The sequence below is a fragment of the Blautia sp. OM06-15AC genome (assembly GCF_003481425.1).
GTDB lineage: Bacteria > Bacillota > Clostridia > Lachnospirales > Lachnospiraceae > Fusicatenibacter > Fusicatenibacter saccharivorans.
Genome location: NZ_QULD01000006.1, coordinates 67,133 through 90,293, shown reverse-complemented (window position 1 = coordinate 90,293; position 23,161 = coordinate 67,133). Strand labels below are relative to the sequence as shown.

The window sequence follows — 23,161 nt, the reverse complement described above, 5'->3', positions numbered from 1 at the left end:
CAAAAATGATGAAAAAAAGAGATTACAGACCGAAAATTCACTTTTCACCGGAAGAAGGCTGGATGAACGACCCGAATGGCATGGTTTATGTAGATGGCGTGTACCACTTCTTTTATCAGAAGTACCCGTATGATACCAGCTGGGGACCGATGCACTGGGGGCATGCAACATCCCGCGACCTGATTCACTGGGAGCATCAGCCAATCGCACTTTATCCGGATGAACTTGGATTTATCTTTTCGGGAAGTGCTGTGTATGATACGCAGAATTCTTCTGAGTATGGTACCAATGAAAATCCGCCAATCATTGCTATTTATACCAGCCATCACAAGGACGGTTTGGAACAGCAGAGTATTGCATACAGCAATGATAAGGGCCGGCATTTTGAAAAGTCATATCTGAATCCGGTCATCAAAAACCCGGGAATTTCCGATTTCCGTGACCCGAAAGCGTTCTGGAATCCGGTCAGAAGATGCTGGAGTCTTGTTCTTGCAGCGCAGGACCGTGTCTTCTTCTACGCATCCCAGGATATGAAAAACTGGGAGAAAACTGGAGAATTCGGACCGGAAGGAAACCATGTGAAGGGTGTATGGGAATGCCCGGATCTGTTCCCGATTGAGTATAAAGGAAAAAATGTATGGGTTCTCGTTGTCAGCATGACGAAAGCTTCCGAAGATGACCACTGCAAAATGCAGTATTTCCTGGGTGATTTCGATGGAGAAAAATTCCTCTGCACCTATCCATCCGATGAGCCAAGATGGCTGGATGAAGGCTTCGACAACTATGCAGCCGTTACATTCCAGAATGCGAAAGATGTTCTGCTGATGGGATGGGGTATGAACTGGCAGTATGCAGCGCAGACTCCGACAGAAGGGTACTGTGGACAGGCAACTCTGGCAAGAAAACTGTCCCTGACAGAAGTAGATGGTGCTCTGACCCTTGCGGCTGCTCCGGCCGGACTGGAAAAATTCCGCCACAGCAGCTATCCGATCGAGAATCACACAACGATCCGCACAGAGACCTTTGGACTGAAGGTTTCCGGAAAAGGAGATGCGAAAATCTGTCTGAAAAACTCAGTGGGACAGAAATTGAAGATTTATGTAACTGACACCAAAATCACGGTTGACCGTACCATGGCGGGCTACAAAGAATTCAGTGAGCACTTCATGACGGAAAAATATTCCATCAGCACCGCAGCGAGAAAGAAAGACGGAGCATGGAATCTGGAGCTTGTTTTTGATGTTTCCATTCTGGAACTGTTTGCTGAGGACGGCGTAGATGCTATTTCTACAGTGGTTTATCCGGAGACACCGTACGACCGTATAAGCTGGAAGGGTGATCTTTCTGTTGAACTTTACGAAATTGATGCATAAGGGCTGCGAGAAAGGGGAAAAGCAAAATGGGATACTTTAAAGATGTGACACCGGAATCAGCTGGAATCAGCTCCAAAGGAATTTTGAATTTTCTCGACCGAATCGAAGAGAACCAGATTGAGCTGCACAGCTTTATGGTGATCCGCCATGGACAGTGTGCAGCGAAGGGCTGGTGGAAGCCGTATGATGAAAAATTTCGTCATCCACTGTATTCGTTCAGCAAATCGTTGACAGCAACGGCGATTGGTTTTGCAGAGCAGGAGGGAATCTTATCGCTGGATGAGAAAATTGTCGATATCTTTCCGGACCTGCTGCCGGAAAATCCATCCGAAAATCTCAAAAAAATCACGCTGCATCACCTGTTGATTATGGGTTGTGGTCACGAGACGGAGATTATGGACAATTCCGAAAACTGGATTTCTACCTTTCTTCATCATCCAGTGCTCCATGAGCCGGGAACGTTTTATAAATACAATACAGCCGGAACTAACATGCTGGCTGCCGTTCTGAGGAAAAAAACGGGACAGAACGTCACAGAGTTTCTGAAATCCCGTCTGCTGGAGCCGCTTGGCATCACATCCCTTACCTGTGCGCTGCTCGGAGACGGAACGGAGCTCGGTGGAGGCGGTATGAAGATGGTGACGGAGGATATGGCAAAATTCACGTATTTTCTGTCCAGACAGGGCGAGTGGGAAGGAAAACAGCTGCTTCGAAAAGAATGGTTTGAACGCGCCTGCCGCAAACAGATTGAGACGGAGGGCGATTCGGAAGGCCACGTAAAAGACTGGGCGCAGGGCTACGGCTATCAGTGCTGGATGTGCCGTTATCCGGGCTCCTTCCGCGCAGATGGTGCGTACGGTCAGTTCGGCGTTGTGTTCCCGGATCTCGATCTGATTGTGATTCTGACAACAGCAACTGAGCAGACACAGGAGGAACTGAGCGCACTGCAGGAGGAACTGATCCCGTATGTGAAGAAAGAGGCAGGAGAGCTGCCACCGTCCCCACTTGCCGGTGCAGTAAAAGAGCGTACCGCAGATCTGGCTCTGCCGCCGCGCAGAGGAACGAGAAATCCGTTTATGGAAGAGAAGGTAAGCAAGCATGTTTATGTATCTGCCCCGCTGATGGGGAACCAGCAGCTGCCGGATTCCGCAGAAATTCTGATCGGCGGAAGCGGCCTGTTTTCGCTGGAGACAAGTCCGATTCAGGAGATGCGATTCTCCTTTGGCAGCGATAAGATGTACTGGAAAGTACAGGAAGGCGGGAAAGAAAAGGAATTTGTCCTCTCCATGCGCCGGGATTTTGCCTATAGTGAAGCGGATGGTCATATTTATGCTGGTTCTGCTGCATGGCGTACGCTAAATACGCTCGAGATGGAGATTCGGCGGATGGACGGTTTGAGTGGTGGTCGCATGATCGTCAGATTCCAGAAGGAAAATCTTCTGCTGGAGGCAGAGGATACGCTGATTAGTGTCGGTGGACTCGGTATTTCACCACGTCAGGCACTGACTGTATTTGGAATAAAAAAAGATTAAACAGGTCGAAAGAGAGAAAAACCGGCGGAATTTTCCGTCGGTTTTTCCATAACAGTGTGAAAATCCTGTAAAAAAAAAGAAAAACGATATGCAAAGCCGAACGGAAGAATTGCCAAGTCTCTCTGAACATGGTAAACTTTTACCTATATTGGAAAAGAATCGACACAAAATATCGAGATACAGGAGGCTCTATGTCAGTTTTTTCAGATTTATTATCCGAATATATCACCATGAAGGATGTCGGGGTTTACCCGCTTTCACAGTTCTGCGGACTCGATCGTTCTTTCATGTATAAGATCATCAATGGAAAACGAAATCCGTCCGGGGAGGATGTTGTGCGGAAGATGGCGCAGTTCATGCAGCTGACGCCGCAGGAAAAAATAGATTTCATGGATGCGTTTTACATTGCCCAGATGGGTGCGGAAGTTTATTACCGACGCAAATCAGTCGGAGAACTGATTGAAACGTTCAGCCGCCGCGAGGGGAAAAAGGAATATATCTTCCATGAGGCGGAGATTGCAAAACTGGAATTGAACGGGGGGGGGTAGCGGAGAGATTCCCTTTCGGGGCACAGTGCATGTGCGGCATGCAATTTTACAGTTGTTTTCCGGCGAAGCTGTAAAAGAAAACGGAAAAATTTCCGTTCTGGTCCAGCCGGACTTCGATTTTGCCATGGAACTTCTGCAGGTATTCGGGGAACAGAACCCGAATTTGACGATTCAACATCTGTTCTGCATGAACAACAACGAGAAGATGGTTTCGATGCGGAAAAATTACAACCTGAGTTGTCTGCAGAAAATTCTCCCGATCTGTGCCTGCGGCTGCGATTACCGTGCGCGGTACTACTACGACAATGTGACGGCACGGCTGAATGAGTTCCGCCTTTTCCCGTACCTCATCCTGACGGAGCACTGTGCGCTTGCTTTCAGCGCCGATTACCAGAATGCACTTTTGTTCCGGGAGGAGACGACGCTGCGGATGATGCGCGAGATGTTTGAAGGCTATTTCAAACAGTCGGAGCCGTTGTTTGAACGTCTTGACACGGTACAGTCCCAGCTTGGCTATACGGAAACACTGATTCGTCACTTTATCGCATCAGATTCCCCGCGGTATTTCTTCCAGAGAATGCCGTGTCTTTCCGGCCTTCTGACAGCAGAAATGCTGGAGCGCCATCTCGTAAAAGAAATGCCGGGGCGTGAGCAGATGATACGGGCGGTTGCACAGTACGCAAAGGTGATGCAGACACAGGTACTGGATAAAAAAACGACGATGTTTTTTTCAGAGGATGGCATCAAAAGTTTCCTGGACACGGGCCGCGTGGATGAGTATCCAAAAGAGTGCTATTCTCCGCTGGACTTTGACGAGCGTATTGCCCTGATCCGCCGCTTTCTGGCGCTGCGGGATCGCGCGAATCTTCGTATGATCCGGGAAACGAAAGAGAGAGCAGAGCATGCGCTGAATATTTCGGTCAATGCAAACGAGGGCTATCTTCTGTTCCAGACGCGGACAGAGCGGCTGATTTACCTCAGCATCCGGGAACCGAGCATTCTTATGGCATTCTACGATTACCTGGAATCCATGAAACCGGAAGAACTCTGCACGGAAGAGGAGATGCTGGGACGTGTCGAAGCCATTCTGCATGAATTTGTGGCTTGTCATTCCAGAGAAGGTTCGATATAATAGAAAAAAGGATATTTCCAAACCGGTCATCTCGGGTGAGTTCCGGTGTGTGTCTGCTGAAAAGAAGGCTGGACACACACCGGGCGGAAACCTGTGGATGACCGGTTTTGACTGTACGAAAAAGAAATGGGGGTTTTTACGAATGAGTGCAGAAAGTAAGACAAGAATGACGGAGGGCAGCATTTCGAAAAAGATGATTCTGTTTGCGATTCCGCTGTTTCTTGGCAATCTGTTCCAGCAGTTGTACAACACGGCTGACTCACTGATTGTAGGAAATTTTCTGGGAAGCAATGCGCTGGCAGCGGTCAGCTCTTCGGGCAATCTGATCTTTCTGATGGTTGGTTTTATTAACGGTATCGCAATGGGCGCCGGTGTCGTGATTGCAAGGTATTACGGAGCGAAAAACCGGGAAGATCTGCAGAAAGCGATCCATACGACCGTGGCGTTCGGCCTGGCGGCCGGTGTAGCGCTGACTGTGCTTGGCATGTATCTGGCGCCGAAAATCCTTGTGCTGATGGGAACACCGTCCGATGTCCTGCCGCAGTCCGTCGAATATTTCCGTACCTATTTTGCAGGATCTCTTGGTTTTATCATGTATAACATTTTCGTCGGCATCCTGCAGTCCGTTGGCGACAGCCGTCACCCGCTGATCTATCTGATCGTATCGTCGTGCATCAATGTTGTGCTCGACCTGCTTTTTATCGGAGGGCTTGGCATGGGGGTCGGTGCGGCGGCGCTTGCAACGGTCATTTCCCAGTTCACAAGCGCGATTCTCTGCATGATCCATCTGCTGCGGACGAAGGAAGAGTATCGTCTTCATATCCGCAAAATCCGCTTCGATGGCAGAGCGCTCGGTGAAATCATCCGCAACGGTGTGCCGTCCGGTTTCCAGAACTCGGTTATTTCGATCGCAAACGTTTTCGTGCAGACGAACATCAATGCATTCGGGAAAATGGCGATGGCAGGCTGCGGTTCATATGCAAAAATCGAGGGTTTTGCATTCCTTCCGGTTACATGCTTTACGATGGCATTGACGACGTTTGTCAGCCAGAATCTCGGTGCAAAACAGTATGACCGGGCGAAAAAAGGAGCGCGGTTTGGCATTCTCTGTTCCATTACCATCGCCGAGCTGATCGGGTTTGTGATCTATGCGGCCGCACCGACTTTGATTGCGGCGTTTAACAGCGATCCGGCCGTTGTCCATTACGGCGTGATGCAGGCGAGAACGATTGCACTGTTTTATTTTCTGCTGGCGTTTTCTCATTGCATCGCGGCTGTGCTCCGCGGTTCCGGGCACGCCGCGGTTCCCATGGTTGTCATGCTCTGCGTCTGGTGCCTGTTCCGCGTCAGCTACATTACCGTGACGGTCCGGCTGATCCCGGATATCCGCGTGATTTTCTGGGCTTACCCGCTGACCTGGAGTATCAGTTCTGTCATTTTCCTGTATCTGTTTTTGAAAGGAAAATGGGTATACGGTTTTGAAAAAGGAGGAAAACAAAGATGAACGCAGAATCGACGAGAGAAGCGCTTGATGTGGCATCGCTGGCGGGAGACATCCTGCTGGCGAGCGGTGCGGAAATCTTCCGTGTGGAGGAGACGATCGACCGCATTGCGCGGGCGTATGGCGTTGACTCCAGCGATGCGTTTGTGTTGAGCAGTGGTATTTTTCTGACAGCTGAGAGCGGAAAAAAGCAGGAATTTGCCCGCGTGCGTCACATTCCGCTGTCGGCGGCGCGGCTCGACAAGGTAACGGCAGTCAACCAGCTCTCCCGTGAAATCGAGGAGGGTCTGCACATGCCGAAGGAGGCGAAGGCCTGGCTGCTCGATATTCAGCGGATGCCGGACAAACCAAGATGGCACCAGGTGCTTGCATCCGGTGTCGGAAGCGCCTGCTTCTGTTTTCTGTTCGGCGGCGATGTGGTGGACAGCATGGTAGCGTTTCTGTCGGGCTTTGTTCTGTATTTCTATCTGCTGTACCTGCTGCGTGGCAGAATGTCAAAGATTGCGACGAATATTTCCGGCGGCGCGCTTGTCACGCTGATTGCCGTTTTTCTGTATCAGGCGGGGATTGGGCACCATCTGGACAAGGTCATCATCGGTTCGATTATTCCGCTGGTGCCCGGTGTCAATTTCACGAACGCCATCCGTGATATTGCGGATCAGGACTACATCGCTGGTTCCGTGCGGATGCTCGATGCGCTGCTTGTGACATTCTGTATTGCGCTTGGCGTCGGACTGATTATCACAGGATATCATCAACTGGCGGGAGGGCTGCAGCTATGAGTGATACCATTCGTTTAATTGCGGAATTTTTTGCAGCCTGCGTCGGAACGATTGCGTTTGCGCTGCTGTTCCAGGTGCCGCGGAAATACTACCTGTACTGCGGACTGGCAGGTGCCTGCGGCTGGATCTGCTATAAACTGATCCTCCCGCATACGACAGAGCCGGTATCCATCTTTTTTGCAACGGTGCTCGTCATCCTTCTGTCGCGCAGTTTTGCGGTGTACAAGCGCTGTCCGGTAACGGTATTTCTGATTGCGGGTATTTTCCCGCTGGTGCCGGGAAGCGGCATCTACTGGACTGCTTTTTACGTGGTAACCAATGATCTGGAGCGCGCCGGTGCAAGAGGATTTCTGACACTGAAGGATGCAGTTGCGATTGTACTTGGCATTCTCTTTGTTTTTGAGTTTCCGCAGAGCTGGTTCCGTAAGGTGTTGACAGACAAAAGCAAATAACCTATTATTGTAGTAGAGATTATAAACAAGGAGGAAGGAAAACAAATGGCATTGAATCAGTTTTCCAGAACACAGCTTCTGCTCGGACAGGAGAGCATGGATCTTCTGGCGAATGCAACCGTTGCCGTTTTCGGTATCGGCGGCGTGGGCGGCTATACCGTGGAGGCACTGGCAAGAAGCGGTGTCGGCCATTTTGTGCTGGTAGACGATGATAAGGTCTGCCTCACCAACATCAACCGTCAGATTATTGCGACGAGAAGCAGTGTCGGAAAATATAAAGTAGACGTAATGAAAGAACGCATTCTGGATATCAATCCGAAAGCGGAGGTAGAGGTATACAAATGCTTTTATCTGCCGGAAAATGCGGACGATTTTGATTTTTCGAAGTATTCATACGTGGTGGATGCTGTTGATACCGTGACAGCGAAGATTGAGATTATCATGCGCGCCAAAGCGTGCAATGTGCCGGTCATCAGCTGCATGGGAGCTGGAAACAAGCTGGACCCGACGAAGTTCCGCGTGGCGGATATCTATAAAACGAACATGTGTCCGCTGGCAAAGGTCATGCGGCGTGAGATGAAAAAACGCGGCGTGAAGAAACTGAAAGTGGTCTATTCAGAGGAAAAATCCCTCCGTCCGCTTGAGGATATGAGCATCAGCTGCCGGACAAATTGTATTTGTCCTCCGGGAGCTGCAAGAAAATGCACGGAGCGGCGTGATATCCCGGGCAGCGTAGCGTTTGTGCCGTCCGTAGCAGGACTGATTCTGGCGGGAGAGGTCATCAAAGATCTTTCCGGTGTCAGAGAGAGACGGCAGCTGCAGTAAAAAATAAGAATAAAAGGGACGAGCCCCGGAAAAGCAGTTGTGCTTTCCGGGGCTCGCCTTGTGTTTATGGAGATTTGAAATTTGAAAAATTACATTACGGCAACAACATCATATTCGGTGCAGCCTTCGGTGAGCGGAATCAGATTTCCTTCTACTGCGGTTCCGTTTACCGTGAGGGAAGAAATACCTTTCTCCCTGTGCTCCGGATTCTGGAAGGTGATGTTATACCATGCACCGCGGAAGTATCTGCGGATCTTGAACTCTTCCATATCGGACGGAATACACGGATTTAAGGTCAGTCCGTCGTAATCCGGCTGAATGCCGAGTATGTACTGGGAAACATTGACAAAAGTCCATGCGGCAGTACCGGTCAGCCAGGAGTTCTTTGCCTCACCGAAGTGAGCAGCGTCTTTTCCGGCGATCATCTGAGAGTAGACGTACGGCTCGGTGCGGTGGATCTCGCTGATGTCCTCAATGTAAGCCGGGCAGATCTTGCGGTACAGGTCAAATGCGCGGTTTCCGTGGCCGATAACGGTCTCAGCGATGGAGATCCATGGGTTGTTGTGGCAGAAGATACCAGCATTCTCTTTGTATCCCGGCGGATAGGAGGAAACCTCACCAAGATTCAGGTAATACTTGGTGTAAGCCGGCTGCAGAAGAACAACGCCGTACTTGGTTTCCAGAATGTTCTGGACAGAAGTCAGGGCTTTTTCTGCCAGTCCTTCTTTGACACCGATTTCAGCAAGAACACAGAAGCCCTGCGGCTCGATGTAGATCTTACCTTCCTCACACTCATTGGAGCCGACTTTTTCGCCTGCTGCATCATAAGCACGCAGGAACCATTCGCCGTCCCAGCCTGCATCAAGGACTGCCTGGTAAACTTTTTCGACTTCTTTTTCTGCGTAAACAGCTTCTTCCTCATTGCCTCTGCGGCGGCAGATGGCTGCGTACTCTTTGCCGTATTTTACGAACATAGCGGCGATGAAAATGGACTCAGCAACCGGTCCCTCGGAAGGTCCTGTTGTCTGGAACGGTTCGCCCGGCTCTGCAGAGAAGCAGTTCAGGTTCAGACAGTCATTCCAGTCAGCACGGCCGATCAGCGGCAGTTTGTGCGGTCCGAGATGGGTTACGGTAAAGTCGAAGGAACGTTTCAGGTGCTCCATCAGAGGCTGTGCCTTGGTGGAATCGTTGTCGAAATCAACCTGCTCATCGAGAATGGAGAAATCTCCGGTCTCTTTGATGTAGGCGGCGCATCCGGCAATCAGCCAGAGCGGGTCATCGTTGAAGCCGCTTCCGATATCCATGTTTCCTTTCTTGGTCAGCGGCTGATACTGGTGATATGCGCTTCCGTCTTCAAACTGGGTAGCAGCGATATCGAGCAGACGCTCTCTTGCGCGGTCCGGAATCAGATGAACGAAGCCGAGCAGATCCTGGCAGGAATCACGGAAGCCCATACCACGGCCGGTGCCGGATTCGAAGTAGGATGCAGAACGGGACATGTTGAAGGTAACCATACACTGATACTGGTTCCAGATGTTGACCATGCGTCCCAGTTTTTCATCTGCACAGGAGAGCGCATATTTTGCCAGCAGGCCTTCCCAGTAGGAAGCAAGCTCTGCAAGTGCTGCGTCAACCTGCTCGTCGGTCTGATAGTGAGAGAGCATCTCTTTTGCCGGTTTTTTGTTGATCACGCCAGGAGCTTCCCATTTGTCATCCGCTGCATTCTCACAGTAGCCGAGAACAAAGATAAAGGAGCGGGACTCGCCTGGTTTTAAGGTAACGTTGATGTGGTGGGAACCGATCACACCCCATCCGCTGGCGACGGTGTTGCCTGCAGTGCCGCGCAGAACGGTCTCCGGGCGGTCATTTCCGCGGTAAGCGCCAAGGAAAGCGTCGCGGTCGGTATCGTATCCGTCGATCGGGCAGTTGACTGCATAAACAGCGTAATGTCTGCGGCGCTCGCGGTACTCAGTTTTGTGGTAAATTTCAGAACCCTGAATCTCAACTTCGCCGATGCTGAAGTTTCTCTGGAAGTTGGTCATATCGTCCACGGCGTTCCAGAAGCAGAACTCTACAAAAGAAGTCAGAGCCAGTGTTTTTTCTTCGGTGCCGTTGTTGGTCAGCATGAGACGGTTTACTTCGCAGGAATCTGCCAGCGGAACAAAAGCGGTCAGTTCAGCGGCAACTAAGTTTTTGGAAGAAACAAAGCGGCTGTAGCCAAGGCCATGATGGCACTCGTAGGAATCGAGCGGCGTCTGGGTCGGCTGCCAGCCCGGGTTCCAGACGGTATCGCCGTCCTTGATGTAGTAGTAGCGTCCGTTCTGATCGAGCGGCGTATCGTTATAACGGTAACGGGTCAGACGCAGAAGTTTTGCGTCCTTGTAGAAGCTGTATCCGCCGCAGGTATTGGAAATCAGAGAAAAGAAGTTCTCAGATCCCAGATAGTTGATCCACGGAAGCGGAGTCTTCGGGCTTGTGATGACATACTCTTTTTTCGCATCATCAAAATGTCCAAATTGCATGTGTGATACCTCCTTCGTCGTACAATGTAATTTCATTATACAGCCGAAAAAAGAAAAAACTAGCAAGAATTTGCTAAAAATATAAAAAAACGCCGAAACCGTTTTCGTGACAGTTTCGGCGTTTGTGGATATTCACGAATTGTTCCGCGATTCTGCAAATATTCGGAATCCGCTGGCGCTACGTCCTCATGTTTGGCGGGTTCCAAATTCGAACGCTTTATCGTGCAAGCACGAACAGCTTTCGAACTTTGAACCCTGGAATATCAGATCTTCTCGTGATTCTTAAATTTCTTAATAACTTTCTGAATACGATCCGCCGGATCCAGCAGTCCGCTGATGGAGGCATCGTGATTCAGCTTGTCGATGATGAGAGCGATATATTTGCTCAGGTCGCAGCTGATGTAGTACTCGCGGGAGAGAAGCTCCGGTGTCTGGTATACGACGTTGGTGGTCAGAACTTTTGTGAAGAGTCCTTCCTCATAAGCCTTGTCGAATTTCTCCAGTCCGCTGGTGAACAGTCCGAAGGTCGAGCACATGTAGATGTTGCGTGCCTCACGATCCTTTAAGAGTTTGGCAACTTCCAGCATACTCTCGCCGGAGGAGATCATATCGTCGATGATGATCATATCCTTACCTTTGACATCAGCACCGAGAAACTCATGGGCAACGATCGGGTTGCGTCCGTCAATGATGGTAGAGTAGTCGCGGCGTTTGTAGAACATACCCATGTCAACACCGAGGTTGTTTGCCATGTAGATAGCACGGCCCATACCGCCCTCATCCGGGCTGATGACCATCAGATGATCCTTGTCGAGCTTCATATCCGGTGCATTGCGCAGGATGTTTTTGATGAACTGGTAAGCCGGCTGGATGGTTTCAAATCCATGCAGCGGAATCGCGTTCTGGACACGCGGGTCGTGAGCGTCGAAGGTGATGATGTTTTCTACGCCCATAGCAGTCAGCTCCTGCAGACCAAGTGCGCAGTCGAGAGACTCTCTTCCAGATCTCTTGTGCTGGCGGCTCTCATACAGGAATGGCATAATGACATTGATTCTGCGGGCTTTTCCACCGATGGCTGCGATGACACGCTTCAGATCCTGGAAGTGGTCGTCCGGAGACATGTGGTTGGTGTAGCCGCACAGAGAATAGGTCAGGCTGTAGTTGCAGACATCGAGCAGAATGTAGATATCGTCACCGCGGACAGATTCGTTGATGATACCCTTTGCCTCGCCTGAACCGAAACGCGGAACCTGAGACTGGATAATGTAGCTGTCACGCTCATATCCTTCATAGGCAGCGACATATTTTTCCGCAAATTCATTGCCGCGTCCCTTTCTCCAGCTGACCAGATAATCGTCGACCTTTTTTCCAAGTGCGGCGCTGCTGTTCAGCGGGATCAGTCCCAGTCTTCCGATTGGCAGTGTGTCAAAATGTCCTTCAGTTCCCTTACTCATGCTTTGGTTCCTCCCAAAAGTTTTTTCTGGATCCGAATATCGTTTCCAAAAAGTTTAATGATGGTGTAGTTACTTGAAATTCGTGAAAAGGTACGTTCCGAGTACGTCTCCATGAAGCGGTCAAGGGGCAGGTTCGTGGAGATGATCGTCGATTTCTTCCGCAGGATGCGTTCGTTGATGCAGAGAAAGAGCTGGGAAGAGACGAAGCTGTTGGTCAGTTCCGTACCTAAATCATCGATGATCAGAAGATCGCAGTCAAAGATATTGGCGTGAGCGTCTTTTGCTTCTTCTGAACTGGAAAAGGTGTAGCGTGCAAACAGGTCAAACAGATCAAATGCAGTAAAATAAATCACACAGAACGACTGCTCGATCAGTTCGCGGGCAATACAGTGCGAAAGAAACGTTTTTCCGACACCGGTGTCGCCGTAAAAGAAGAGATTTTCAAACGACGAGCCGAAATTGCGGACGAACGCCTGGCTTTTTTCGAGCGCGGCAGCAGCGGCCTCGCGGGAAGTGAGCGGTGTTCCGGTACTGGTCAGGCTGTCCGAGTAGTAATCCAGAGAGAACTGGCTGAAATTTTCGGCTTTCAGAAGCTCCTCCACGTTGGACTGCCGGTACAGAAGATCGACGGCAGCTTTTTTGAAGCAGGCGCATTTCTGCGTGCCGTTGATGTAGCCGGTGTCGCGGCAGAGCGGGCAGTCATACGTCAGCTCGAGATAGTCTGCCGGGTAGCCGTGCATGGAAAGGAGCGCCGCGCGTTCCTGGGAACGGTCACGGATGGCAGCATTCAGGTCGAGATCCATGGAAGCGTCTCCGTTCAGCATCGCTTTTGCTTTCCGAACCGAGAGGGATGCAATCTCGGCGTCGATTTCCGCAAGGCGCGGAATCTTTTCATAAGCAATGCGGATGTGCTCCTGCTGTTCTCTCTGGTGGCGGAGCTGCCGTTCGTTGTACATGCGCATAATCGCATCGTATTGCGGGTTTGTCAGTGCCATAGTTGTTTCGTCCTCCGGGCGTTATTTCAGAAGCTGTTCTTCTAACTTCTGGTAGTCGTATTCTCTCTGATGGAAATTGTTGAAGCGGTTACTTGAAGCAGCAGGAGCGGTTTTTCGTGCCGCATTCTGATCAGAAGCGGTTTTCTTCCTTTTCTGGTGCTCCGCATCGCGCTGTTCGACGTCTGCCATGGAGCGGACGCCCTGTTCCTTCCATTTGGAGAGAATGCCTTCCGCGTACTGGAAGCTCGGCTGGCCGATCTTGGAAACGGTGCGCTGACAGGCTTCGGTGATAAGATCAATCGTAAAACCGTAGGTATTCAGCCAGCGGTCCATCATCTCGGCTTCTTTTTCCACCGGTGCGCGGTTGCGGATGCCGAATGCTTTCAAAATTGTGTAGTAATGTTTGTTGAATGTCGTGGTCTCCTGTTTGGCAGAGGCAACATCGCGGATTCCGCTTTCCTGCCAGGCGAGTCCTACCTTTTTCAGGTAGTGGATGCTGGTGCTTCCCTTCGAAACACAGTATTCCACCAGGTATTCCAGAAGATCCGCGGAAAAGTGGAGATCATCATAGAAAAACATGATGCATTCGATTTCCGTTGGCGACAGAAGATGACCGAAATACGTCTGCGCAACGTAAAGAACGTGCTGCAGTTCTTCGCGGCTGCCGGGAGCGTGTTTTTTTTCTACTGACTGTCCGGAAATACCGGAACTGGAAAGATCATCTGCCGGAGAAGAGGCAGATGGGGCAGAAACGGCCGGCTGTGGTGATGGAGCCGGGGTCTGTTCCGTCTGCGGGATTTCAACGGATACAGCAGAAACAGCCGGTGCAGCCGCAATCGGGCCGGAAATCGAGGATTCCGGTGTTGGAAGGATTCCGCTTTCTTCCTTCCGGACAAGCGGCAGAAAGGCGATTCCGGTCGGAACGCTTTCCCCAGTGGTGTAGGAGAGCGAGAGGAGTCCCTGCTTCTCCCAGTATTTCAGCGCCCGGACGATATCGTTTTCCGTGCAGGAAAAAAAATCTGCCATCGATGACAGAGTGGAATCCTGCTGATGGTCTTTGACCAGCTTCAGCAGATAAAGGTACACTTTTACAAATTCTCCGTTGGCTGCGGGCATATATTGTTCCAGAAAAAGATCCGGCACAGCAGTCACACTGGCCAGGCAGTCATTGTTTAATGTCAGCATACTCAAAATTACACCATCCTGTTCTTATCGTGCGGCAGATTTTTACTTTTAGCGATCTGTTTTTTATTATACGTCTTGCCTTCTCATACACAACCAAGTATAACACAGTATTTTCGACAAGTGAATAGGTGTTTTGCGGAAAAAACATTCCGGGAAAAAGGCACGGTGGATGAAAAAGGACTGTGGACAATGTGGATAATGTGGAGAAATCCGTTTTGTGAAATATTATCATCTACCAAAAATGTTGAAAAATGGAGGAAAACAGGGAAGTATAGGACTTTCTGGTGATATCGTTATGTAAACAAAGTTATACACAGGAAATCCACATTGTGTGGATCGTAAAAATGTGTATAAAATTGTGGACAATGTGGATAACTCTGAAAACAGGCGAAAATACAGGAAAATAGCTGTGAATAAAAATGTGCGTAACTATTTGGCGAAAAGACAGATTGTGTGGATTCGGAGCAAAAAAAGACCCTGTGGAAAAAAGGAAAACTCCATTTTCCACAGGGAGCAGGTAAAGCGAAAGAATGATTTTATTTTTCGGAAGCAAGAAGCTCCTCACCGATTTTTACAACGTCTCCGGCACCCATGGTGATCAGCATGTCGCCCTCGGCAAGATTTTCGTTCAGATAGTTTTCGATTTCCGCAAAGGATGGGAAATATTCGCAGGCAGTGCCGAGTTTTACAATGCGTTCCTGGATATCTTTGGAGGAGATGCCGAGCGTATCGGTTTCTCTGGCTGCGTAAATATCGGCGAGAACCACATGGTCTGCCAGGGAAAGAGCGGCAGCGAAATCATCGAGCAGCGCTTTCGTTCTGGTGTAGGTATGCGGCTGGAAGACGCACCACAGTGTTCTGTGCGCACAGTTTTCAGCGGCTTCCATCGTTGCACGGATTTCGGTTGGATGATGCGCATAATCGTCGATCACCTTTGCTCCGTGGTATGTACCCTTATACTGGAAACGGCGGTCGGTTCCGCGGAAGGTGGCAAAGCCTTCGTGGATGGCGTTTTCCGGCAGCTGCAGTTCATCGGCCAGTGCAATGGCAGCCAGGGCGTTGGAAACGTTGTGAAGTCCCGGAACCATCAGCGTATAGCGACCGCGCAGCTCGCCACGGCAGATGCAGTCGAAGGACGGGTGATCGAACTCATCGTAGGTGATGTTGGCAGCGGTATAATCAGCGACAGCCTGATTCTCCAGCGCGTAGGTGACAACCTTACAGCCAAGACCTTCGGTCACGTAATCGTATTTCGGCGTATCGGCATTGATAATCAGCATGCCGTCGGTCGGGAGCAGACGGGCAAACGCACGGAAAGAGTGGCGGATGTCGTCGATATCCTTGAAGAAATCGAGATGGTCTGCATCCATGTTGAGGATAATGCCGATTTTCGGAAAGAAGCTTAAGAAACTGTTGGTATACTCGCATGCCTCGGTCAGGAAGGTTTCGGAATGGCCGACACGGATATTTCCGCCGATGGACGGAAGAATACCGCCGACAGAAATAGTCGGATCGCAGTCAGCGGCCATCAGAATGTGGGAGAGCATAGAAGTTGTTGTCGTCTTTCCGTGTGTACCGGAAACGGCGATCGGTGTATCGTAGTTGCGCATGATCTGTCCGAGCAGCTCGGCACGGGTCAGCATCGGAACACCGGCAGCTTTTGCAGCGGCAAATTCCGGATTGTCCGGATGGATGGCTGCGGTATAAACAACAAGGTCGGTTCCCGGAAGAATGTTTTCTGCCTTCTGACCGTAGAAAACCTGTGCGCCAAGAGAAGTCAGGTGGCGGGTCAGGTCACTTTCTTTTGCATCGGAACCGGAAATTGTAAAGCTTTCTTTTAAAAGAATCTCGGCAAGGCCGCTCATGCTGATGCCGCCGATGCCAATAAAATGTATATGGATTGGTTTGCTGAAATCTACTTCGTACATGGTATCTCCTTCAATGTGTCTTTTCACTGAAAATGGGGAAATTTTCTCAATACATATTTTTCAATTAATATAGGAAAGAACAGAACGAAATGCAGCGCCGGTTCCCCGGAATCCGGCTGGAACTGTTCTGGCTAATAGTATACACGTATTTGCCGGAAAAGTAAAAGAAAAAAAGCGGATGAATTCGAAAATGAAATAAAAAACAATGGATAAGTATTATAAACCAGAACATATGCAAAAAGAAATATTGCAAACTAAAATGAACGAAATGTAACAAAAACTGGTAAAAATAAATGAATACGCTGTCGAAAATTGTAGAAAATCATGATACGATTTTTGACACAAATAAAATGCATAGTCAAAATCAATAAAATATAAGATAAAATAAAAGAAAAATTATAAAAAATGTTCACAATGAGACGGAAGTGTGATATAATTTTAATTGTAGTTATCAAAGAAGTGCGTGGATATGAAAAACCAGAACCGACAGCATGGTTGCTGTTTCGTACACAGGGAGACAGGTGCTGTTTCGCTGCGTGAGAAAGTGATTCAGGTGTAAGTAGCCCCTTCCTGCAAGGCAAAGCCTGAAGGGGGGCAGCGAAGGTTACCGTTCGCGGAAAAGCGGTGAACGGTAAGCGTAGAACCGTACATTCTTACAGTTACTGCAAATCTTTAGATACGACAAGAGGTGATTGCATGATTAAGAAAGAGATGATAGCAATGCTGCTGGCAGGCGGTCAGGGAAGCCGTCTCGGTGTGCTCACGGAGAAAGTGGCAAAACCGGCAGTAGCATTTGGCGGAAAGTATCGAATCATCGACTTCCCGCTCAGTAATTGTATCAATTCAGGAATTGATACGGTAGGCGTACTGACCCAGTATCAGCCGCTGCGGCTGAACACCCATATCGGAATCGGCATTCCGTGGGATCTCGATAAAAACGAAGGCGGTGTAACCGTTCTGCCGCCATACGAAAAAAGTACAAGCAGTGAATGGTATACAGGAACAGCAAATGCAATTTACCAGAACATGGCTTATATGGAAACATACAATCCGGAATATGTTCTGATTCTTTCCGGCGACCACATTTACAAAATGGATTACGAGGTGATGCTTGACTATCACAAAGCAAATCACGCAGATGTGACCATCGCATGTATGCCGGTACCGATCGAAGAAGCGAGCCGTTTCGGTGTCATGATCACAGACGGAAACGGAAGAATTACCGAATTTGAAGAAAAACCGGAGCACCCGAGAAGCAACCTCGCTTCTATGGGCATCTATATTTTCAGCTGGAAAGCATTAAAGGAATCTCTGACAGCCCTGAAGGATCAGCCGAGCTGTGACTTCGGAAAACACATTCTGCCGTACTGCCGCGACAACGGAAAACGTCTGTTTGCGTATGAGTTCAACGGCTACTGGAAAGATGTCGGAACGCTTGGCTCATACTGGGAAGCAAATATGGAGCTGATCGATATTATTCCGGAATTCAATTTATATGAGGAGTTCTGGAAGATCTATACCAAAGGTGATATCATCCGTCCGCAGTATGTTTCAGGGGACGCTGTCGTCGACCGCTGTATTATCGGCGAGGGCGCTGAAATCTACGGAGAGGTACATAATTCCGTCATCGGTGCGGATGTGCGCATTGAAAAGGGTGTTGTTGTAAGAGATTCTATTATTATGCGCCACAGCACAATCGGCGAGGGAACCCAGGTCAATAAGGCCATTATTGCAGAAAACGTACATGTCGGCAAGCATGTTGTGATGGGCGTTGGCGAGGAAGCGCCGAACGTCTTAAAACCGAATATTTACGGATTCGGACTTGTGACCGTTGGAGAAAAGGCAGTCATTCCGGATGGCGTAACCATTGGAAAGAATGTCTGCATTTCCGGCGAAACTTCCCTTGAGGATTACCCGGATGGCACACTTCCGTCCGGCGGAGCAATTGTAGAAAAGGACGGTGAGTAATATGAGAGCATTGGGAATTATTCTTGCAGGCGGTAACAACAACAAAATGAGAGAGCTGTCCAATAAAAGAGCCGTTGCAGCTATGCCGGTCGCAGGCAGCTTCCGCAGCATCGATTTTGCGCTGTCAAGCATGGCAAACTCTCATATTCAGAAGGTGGCTGTCCTGACACAGTACAACGCCAGATCCTTAAATGAACATTTGAGCTCTTCCAAATGGTGGGATTTCGGAAGAAAACATGGCGGTCTGTTTGTATTTTCTCCAACCGTTACATCAGATAACAGCTGGTGGTACCGTGGAACGGCAGACGCGATCAGTCAGAACCTGAGCTGGCTGAAAAACAGCCATGAACCGTACGTAGTCATCGCATCGGGAGATGGCGTATACAAACTGGATTTCAATAAGGTACTGGAATACCATATTGCAAAACGTGCGGATGTTACCGTGGTATGCACGGATTCAAAGGAAGCAGATACCAGCCGCTTCGGCGTCCTGAAGATGAATGAGGACTGCCGCATCGAGGAGTTCGAGGAAAAACCGATGGTTTCGAGCTCCAACGTGATCTCTACCGGTATCTATGTCATCCGCCGTCGCCAGCTGATCGAAATGATTGAGCGCAGCGCACAGGAAGACCGCTACGACTTTGTAAAGGATATTTTAATCCGTTACAAAAACCTGAAACGGATTTACGGATACAAGATCAATACCTACTGGAGCAACATTGCTACCGTAGATTCCTATTACAGAACCAACATGGATTTCCTGAAACCGGAGGTAAGAGATTACTTCTTCGGACAGTATCCGGGCATCTACTCCAAGATCGACGATCTTCCGCCGGCAAAATACAATCCTGGCTGCACAGTGAAAAATTCTCTTGTATCCAGCGGCTGTATCATCAACGGACAGGTTGAGAACTCTGTTTTGTTCAAGAAGGTATATGTTGGAAACAACTGTGTGATTAAAAATTCTATCATCTTAAATGATGTATATCTCGGAGACAACACTCACATTGAAAACTGTATTGTGGAGAGCAGGGACACCATCCGTGCAAACTCCTATCACTGTGGGGAGGACGGCATCAAAATTGTTGTCGAAAAAAACGAAAGATACGCCATCTGATTATGGGGTGAAAGGGGCATAAAAGTTTATGAACATTACAGACGTGAGAGTACGCAAGGTAACAAAAGAAGGAAAAATGAAGGCGGTTGTGTCTATCACAATCGATGACGAATTTGTCGTACATGATATTAAGGTAATCGAAGGAGAAAAAGGACTGTTCATCGCAATGCCGAGCCGTAAGGCTACGGACGGGGAGTACCGCGATATCGCACATCCGATCAACTCCGGAACCAGAGAAAAAATTCAGACCATTATCCTGAAACAGTACGAACAGGCGATGGCAGAAGCGGAAGCAGAGGAAGCTGCTGCAGAGGCCTGAGCAAAAAGGAAGAAAGAATGCCCCCGGGCGGAAAACGGAAGTGGTTACGTTTTCCGCCCGGGGGCGTTTTTGTCAGTAAAAACAAAGATGACGATATACAAAAGTATATCGCCATCTTTTTATGAGGGGGGAGATAGTGAGTGGTTTATCAACTATCCGAGCTTTATTATAAAAGGAATATGTGAGCAAAGTGTGTCCAAATTCTAAAAGAAATGGAAAAAATATAAAGAAAAGAAGAAAAATTGTGGGAAGAGGTATGGACAGAAGAGAGAAGAGAGCGTAAAGTGAGAGAAAAATGTATCTTCGGAGTCTTTTTTTGTGCCTGTATTTGCGCGAGCTGAAAAATTCCGGGAGTACATCATAAAAAGAGGAGGAAACAGGATGAGACAGAAGAGAATCAGCGATTACGGATATCGGATCGGACATCATGAAAACGGACCGCGAAACAAAATTACGGATGTGCCCGGTGTGCGGGTAGGCCATGCGACGGTGGAAAGTGGAAATCAGCATACCGGAGTGACGGTGATTGTGCCGGGAGAAGGCAATCCGTTTCTGAAAAAGTACCTGGCGTCTGCCTATGTGCATAATGGTTTCGGGAAAACGTGCGGTCTTGTGCAGGTACAGGAGCTCGGAACTCTTGAAACGCCCATTGCCCTGACCAATACACTGAATGTCGGAAAAGTGGCGGATGCCATGATTTCCTGGATGATACAGCAGACCAAAAAAGAAGGGGAAGATGTTTTTTCTATCAATCCGGTTGTCGGAGAATGTAATGATTCGAGAATCAATGAGATTTGTAACCGGGTAGTGGGGGAAAAAGAGCTGTATCATGCACTGGAGCAGGCGGATACAGACTTTGCGGAAGGTGATATCGGTGCCGGAACAGGAACTATCTGCTATGGGCTGAAAGGGGGAATCGGATCAGCATCCCGCACGCTGGTGCTTGACGGAAAAACATATACCATTGGTGTTCTGGTACAGTCAAATTTCGGGGCAACCAGAGATTTGAAAATCAGTGGAAAACCGACAGGAGAGAAGATTCTGGAGCGGATCCGGAAGGAAGAATGCGGAAGCAGCGCCGAAGACCGGGGATCAATTATGACGGTTCTGGCAACAGACCTTCCGGTATCAGAGCGGCAGCTGTACCGGATTATCCGCCGCTGTGGAGTTGGAATCGCCAGAACAGGAGCCTACACCGGCCACGGAAGCGGTGAAATCATGATCGGATTTACAACAGCAAACCGCGTAGACACAAAGAGTACATGTGAGGTGGAAGTGTGTGCCCGGATAAAAGAAGAAAAAATCAACGAGGCATTTGAAGCAGCGGCAGAGGCTGTGGAGGAAGCGATCCTGAACTCTATGGTAACCGCAAAGGAAAAAAGAGGCCTGGACGGAGCCAGATACCGCAGCCTTGCAGAATTTCTGGAAATACCGGGATTTCTGAAATAAATTATTTTTCCAGAACCATACGCCCCAGCTCGGAAATTTCACATCCGCCTTTTGTCCGGTGCACGATGAGATAACCGGCGGAAGAAAGCTCTCCGAGTACGGTGCGCAGAGCCGCTTCGGATACAAAGGTTTCTCCGTCGGCCAGTCCGTTTTTGATTGCCAGGCGGCCTGCTTTCGGATGCGTCGATACGAAAGAAAGAACCTGATATTGAAGGGCGGTGAGGGAAACGTCAGCCATCTGGCGGGAGCGGAGGTACGTTGGCAGATCGGAAAGCTGCAGCTTATGGCTGCTGTACCGGGTAAACAGGCTGCAGGACAGATTGTACAGCTCATGAATATTTCCGGGGTACGCATATTCCTTCAGAAAGCGCAGAAGCCCTTCCGAAAAGATCCGGTCGCAGGTCATATCGGTGTTGTGGAAAAACTGAAGCAGAAAGTAATTGAGAAGATCGGGAATATCCTCCCTGCGTCTGCGGAGCGGGACTGTCTGAAGCTCTGAAGCACTTAAAAGGTGAAAAAGTTCCCGCAGGAAGGTTCCTTTTTCTACTTTTTTGTAAAGGTTATCATCCGCAATAGCAATGATCCGCACATCGAAACGGCGGGTTTCCGGTGCGGAAAAGAAGTTACCATGAACATTGGTAAGAACATTGACCAGCAGATCCTGAATGGAAAGCGGAAAACGGTCCACCTGGGAAAGAACGAGTGTGCCATGGTTGGTTTCGGCAAGAAGCCGGAGCAGGGAGGCTTCGGTCAGATCATTTCCCGGAGAATGAAGAACGGAAAACGGATAATGATGGCGGCGCGAAAAATTGTGGATCGCACGTGCGAGTGTCCTGCGCTGTGTACCGCTTTCTCCCTGGATCAGAATCGGAAAATCAAAAAGTGCAAGATGTCTGGCCTGCGCCATCAGATTCTGGACGGAATCTGCGTGGGACAGGGAAAGGGAAAAGGTACGGGAGGAAGCGAAAAAAGTGCTTTCTTCCGTTTTTTCGTCTTTCGATACCGACATTTCCATGGATCTGCTCTCGGGAAGAAACGCAAGAAAAACAGGCTCTGTATCCGGAAAAACCATAGAGAGAACGCTTAACGTGATCTGTGTTTTCTGATCCGAAAGGAGAATGGTCCAGTCACCGTTGCGGTCGAAAGCAGTGTCCGCGTAGGCAGGCGGAAGACATTCCGAAAAAGGCTGTCCTTCAAAGTTGGAGGAGGGAAGCGAGAAGGCATGTGCAAATTTAGCGTTCATGAACTGAATGCGGCCATCCGCACCAAACAGACAGATGCCAATGGGAAGAGAGAACAGGATAACCTGCATGAGCTGTTCGGTCTGTACATAATTTGTATAGTAGGTTTCTGAGGTTTTGACGGTGTGAAGAATCTGATTGACATAATTGCGCGATACACGGTTTACGGTCTGCAGAGGAATGTTGAAATATTCGCAGAGCTGTAAAATAGTGGAAATATCGATGATACGGTTGCCGATATCCAGTACATTGGGAATGCGGGAAGGAACGAGCTGCGGCTCGCCGGCGGTGATGGCAAACTGAATGTCAGACTCGGTATCCTTGCATCCGGGATAAAACGGAACAAAGTCATATTGGGTGATGCCGCATTCCTCAAGCTGGGAAATGATAGCGAGCGTGGAATATTTATCATCGTTTACCAGATAGACACGTTCGTGCGGCGGAATCTGAATGATTTTATCCAGGAACATGTGGTTGAAAACGCGGTCGCAGGGGAGCTGCAAAATGGAGGAGTCAAGGGTAAGCGGAAAGGTTTCCATGGCGCGGACGCTTGGAAAAAGGACGCACTGGTATCCCCGGAAGAGAGAAGGGTCTGTGGCCTGCTCTCTTAAAAGGGTATTGAAGGTGAGATATTCACCGAGCACGGAGTGAAGATAAGACTGAAATTCGGAAAGCATTCGTTTCCGGGAAGAAATGATCAATACGTTGCCAAGCTTTTGTTTTCTGTTCATAAAGGGACCTCTTTTCCTGCTAAAAAGTGGTAATGGGTTAAAAATTAGGATAATTATATCATTTTTGACGAAAATAAACAACCTAAATGCAAAAAGACAAAAAAGAA

At 49.1% G+C, this 23,161-nt stretch carries 18 protein-coding genes; 12 read left to right on the top strand and 6 right to left on the bottom strand.

Annotated features, from left to right (window positions below):
• The first annotated feature begins 5 nt into the window (after positions 1 to 5).
• From DXB83_RS09545 to DXB83_RS09510, 8 genes are all read left to right on the top strand, one after another.
• A complete protein-coding gene (locus DXB83_RS09545) occupies positions 6 to 1,373 on the top strand; it encodes a glycoside hydrolase family 32 protein (RefSeq protein WP_117802615.1) in 1,368 nt (455 codons plus the stop codon).
• A gap of 26 nt (positions 1,374 to 1,399) precedes the next feature.
• Positions 1,400 to 2,905, top strand: coding sequence for a serine hydrolase domain-containing protein (locus DXB83_RS09540; protein ID WP_022461559.1), 1,506 nt, complete (start codon positions 1,400 to 1,402; stop codon positions 2,903 to 2,905).
• 191 nt (positions 2,906 to 3,096) lie between these two features.
• Positions 3,097 to 3,453, top strand: coding sequence for a helix-turn-helix domain-containing protein (locus DXB83_RS09535; RefSeq protein ID WP_055219208.1), 357 nt, complete (start codon positions 3,097 to 3,099; stop codon positions 3,451 to 3,453).
• A gap of 31 nt (positions 3,454 to 3,484) precedes the next feature.
• Positions 3,485 to 4,585, top strand: coding sequence for a hypothetical protein (locus DXB83_RS09530; protein WP_147345107.1), 1,101 nt, complete (start codon positions 3,485 to 3,487; stop codon positions 4,583 to 4,585).
• A 142-nt stretch (positions 4,586 to 4,727) separates the two neighbouring features.
• A complete protein-coding gene (locus DXB83_RS09525) occupies positions 4,728 to 6,089 on the top strand; it encodes an MATE family efflux transporter (protein WP_055226900.1) in 1,362 nt (453 codons plus the stop codon).
• Positions 6,086 to 6,868, top strand: coding sequence for a threonine/serine exporter family protein (locus DXB83_RS09520; protein WP_055226708.1), 783 nt, complete (start codon positions 6,086 to 6,088; stop codon positions 6,866 to 6,868). Before DXB83_RS09525 ends, DXB83_RS09520 begins: the two co-directional genes overlap by 4 nt.
• Positions 6,865 to 7,320: a threonine/serine exporter family protein gene (locus tag DXB83_RS09515; RefSeq protein WP_117761736.1), complete on the top strand. Its 456-nt coding sequence runs from the start codon at positions 6,865 to 6,867 to the stop codon at positions 7,318 to 7,320. Before DXB83_RS09520 ends, DXB83_RS09515 begins: the two co-directional genes overlap by 4 nt.
• A 45-nt stretch (positions 7,321 to 7,365) precedes the next feature.
• Positions 7,366 to 8,145: a tRNA threonylcarbamoyladenosine dehydratase gene (locus DXB83_RS09510; protein ID WP_055226710.1), complete on the top strand. Its 780-nt coding sequence runs from the start codon at positions 7,366 to 7,368 to the stop codon at positions 8,143 to 8,145.
• An 89-nt stretch (positions 8,146 to 8,234) separates the two neighbouring features.
• On the opposite strand, the gene DXB83_RS09505 is transcribed toward DXB83_RS09510, so the two are convergent.
• The 5 genes from DXB83_RS09505 to murC form a co-directional block, all read right to left on the bottom strand.
• A complete protein-coding gene (locus DXB83_RS09505; RefSeq protein ID WP_118697509.1) occupies positions 8,235 to 10,667 on the bottom strand; it encodes a GH36-type glycosyl hydrolase domain-containing protein in 2,433 nt (810 codons plus the stop codon).
• 263 nt (positions 10,668 to 10,930) lie between these two features.
• The gene (locus tag DXB83_RS09500; protein WP_022463223.1) at positions 10,931 to 12,121 is read right to left on the bottom strand and encodes a ribose-phosphate pyrophosphokinase; all 1,191 of its coding nucleotides are present in this window, start codon (positions 12,119 to 12,121) and stop codon (positions 10,931 to 10,933) included.
• A complete protein-coding gene (locus DXB83_RS09495) occupies positions 12,118 to 13,116 on the bottom strand; it encodes an ATP-binding protein (RefSeq protein WP_055219220.1) in 999 nt (332 codons plus the stop codon). Before DXB83_RS09495 ends, DXB83_RS09500 begins: the two co-directional genes overlap by 4 nt.
• Positions 13,117 to 13,137: 21 nt before the next feature.
• Positions 13,138 to 14,301 (bottom strand): DnaD domain protein, encoded by a 1,164-nt coding sequence (locus DXB83_RS09490; RefSeq protein ID WP_117509923.1) that lies wholly within the window; start codon positions 14,299 to 14,301, stop codon positions 13,138 to 13,140.
• 536 nt (positions 14,302 to 14,837) lie between these two features.
• Positions 14,838 to 16,229 (bottom strand): UDP-N-acetylmuramate--L-alanine ligase, encoded by a 1,392-nt coding sequence (gene murC / locus DXB83_RS09485; RefSeq protein ID WP_055219224.1) that lies wholly within the window; start codon positions 16,227 to 16,229, stop codon positions 14,838 to 14,840.
• Positions 16,230 to 16,925: 696 nt separating this feature from the next.
• Here murC and DXB83_RS09480 point away from each other — a divergent pair.
• The 4 genes from DXB83_RS09480 (at position 16,926) to DXB83_RS09465 (ending at position 21,082) form a co-directional block, all read left to right on the top strand.
• Positions 16,926 to 18,197 carry a glucose-1-phosphate adenylyltransferase gene (locus DXB83_RS09480; protein ID WP_117509922.1) on the top strand — a complete coding sequence of 424 codons (1,272 nt, stop codon included), beginning with the start codon at positions 16,926 to 16,928 and terminating at the stop codon, positions 18,195 to 18,197.
• 1 nt (position 18,198) lies between these two features.
• Positions 18,199 to 19,314 carry a glucose-1-phosphate adenylyltransferase subunit GlgD gene (glgD, locus tag DXB83_RS09475; protein ID WP_055226716.1) on the top strand — a complete coding sequence of 372 codons (1,116 nt, stop codon included), beginning with the start codon at positions 18,199 to 18,201 and terminating at the stop codon, positions 19,312 to 19,314.
• A gap of 28 nt (positions 19,315 to 19,342) precedes the next feature.
• The gene (spoVG, locus tag DXB83_RS09470) at positions 19,343 to 19,633 is read left to right on the top strand and encodes a septation regulator SpoVG (protein WP_022463229.1); all 291 of its coding nucleotides are present in this window, start codon (positions 19,343 to 19,345) and stop codon (positions 19,631 to 19,633) included.
• A 381-nt stretch (positions 19,634 to 20,014) separates the two neighbouring features.
• Positions 20,015 to 21,082, top strand: coding sequence for a P1 family peptidase (locus DXB83_RS09465; RefSeq protein ID WP_118697508.1), 1,068 nt, complete (start codon positions 20,015 to 20,017; stop codon positions 21,080 to 21,082).
• Between the two features lies 1 nt (position 21,083).
• Here DXB83_RS09465 and DXB83_RS09460 read toward each other — a convergent pair whose 3' ends face one another.
• On the bottom strand, positions 21,084 to 23,054 hold the full coding sequence (locus DXB83_RS09460; protein WP_158581104.1) for a sigma 54-interacting transcriptional regulator: 1,971 nt from the start codon (positions 23,052 to 23,054) through the stop codon (positions 21,084 to 21,086).
• Positions 23,055 to 23,161 lie beyond the last annotated feature (107 nt).

Excerpts from the sequence above, each read along its gene's own strand:
- DXB83_RS09545 (WP_117802615.1), top strand. The coding sequence starts at position 6 with ATGATGAAAAAAAGAGATTACAGACCGAAAATTCACTTTTCACCGGAA.
- DXB83_RS09540 (WP_022461559.1), top strand. The coding sequence starts at position 1,400 with ATGGGATACTTTAAAGATGTGACACCGGAATCAGCTGGAATCAGCTCC.
- DXB83_RS09535 (WP_055219208.1), top strand. The coding sequence starts at position 3,097 with ATGTCAGTTTTTTCAGATTTATTATCCGAATATATCACCATGAAGGAT.
- DXB83_RS09525 (WP_055226900.1), top strand. The coding sequence starts at position 4,728 with ATGAGTGCAGAAAGTAAGACAAGAATGACGGAGGGCAGCATTTCGAAA.
- DXB83_RS09520 (WP_055226708.1), top strand. The coding sequence starts at position 6,086 with ATGAACGCAGAATCGACGAGAGAAGCGCTTGATGTGGCATCGCTGGCG.
- DXB83_RS09515 (WP_117761736.1), top strand. The coding sequence starts at position 6,865 with ATGAGTGATACCATTCGTTTAATTGCGGAATTTTTTGCAGCCTGCGTC.
- DXB83_RS09510 (WP_055226710.1), top strand. The coding sequence starts at position 7,366 with ATGGCATTGAATCAGTTTTCCAGAACACAGCTTCTGCTCGGACAGGAG.
- DXB83_RS09505 (WP_118697509.1), bottom strand. The coding sequence starts at position 10,667 with ATGCAATTTGGACATTTTGATGATGCGAAAAAAGAGTATGTCATCACA.
- DXB83_RS09500 (WP_022463223.1), bottom strand. The coding sequence starts at position 12,121 with ATGAGTAAGGGAACTGAAGGACATTTTGACACACTGCCAATCGGAAGA.
- DXB83_RS09495 (WP_055219220.1), bottom strand. The coding sequence starts at position 13,116 with ATGGCACTGACAAACCCGCAATACGATGCGATTATGCGCATGTACAAC.
- DXB83_RS09490 (WP_117509923.1), bottom strand. The coding sequence starts at position 14,301 with ATGCTGACATTAAACAATGACTGCCTGGCCAGTGTGACTGCTGTGCCG.
- murC (WP_055219224.1), bottom strand. The coding sequence starts at position 16,229 with ATGTACGAAGTAGATTTCAGCAAACCAATCCATATACATTTTATTGGC.
- DXB83_RS09480 (WP_117509922.1), top strand. The coding sequence starts at position 16,926 with ATGATTAAGAAAGAGATGATAGCAATGCTGCTGGCAGGCGGTCAGGGA.
- glgD (WP_055226716.1), top strand. The coding sequence starts at position 18,199 with ATGAGAGCATTGGGAATTATTCTTGCAGGCGGTAACAACAACAAAATG.
- spoVG (WP_022463229.1), top strand. The coding sequence starts at position 19,343 with ATGAACATTACAGACGTGAGAGTACGCAAGGTAACAAAAGAAGGAAAA.
- DXB83_RS09465 (WP_118697508.1), top strand. The coding sequence starts at position 20,015 with ATGAGACAGAAGAGAATCAGCGATTACGGATATCGGATCGGACATCAT.
- DXB83_RS09460 (WP_158581104.1), bottom strand. The coding sequence starts at position 23,054 with ATGAACAGAAAACAAAAGCTTGGCAACGTATTGATCATTTCTTCCCGG.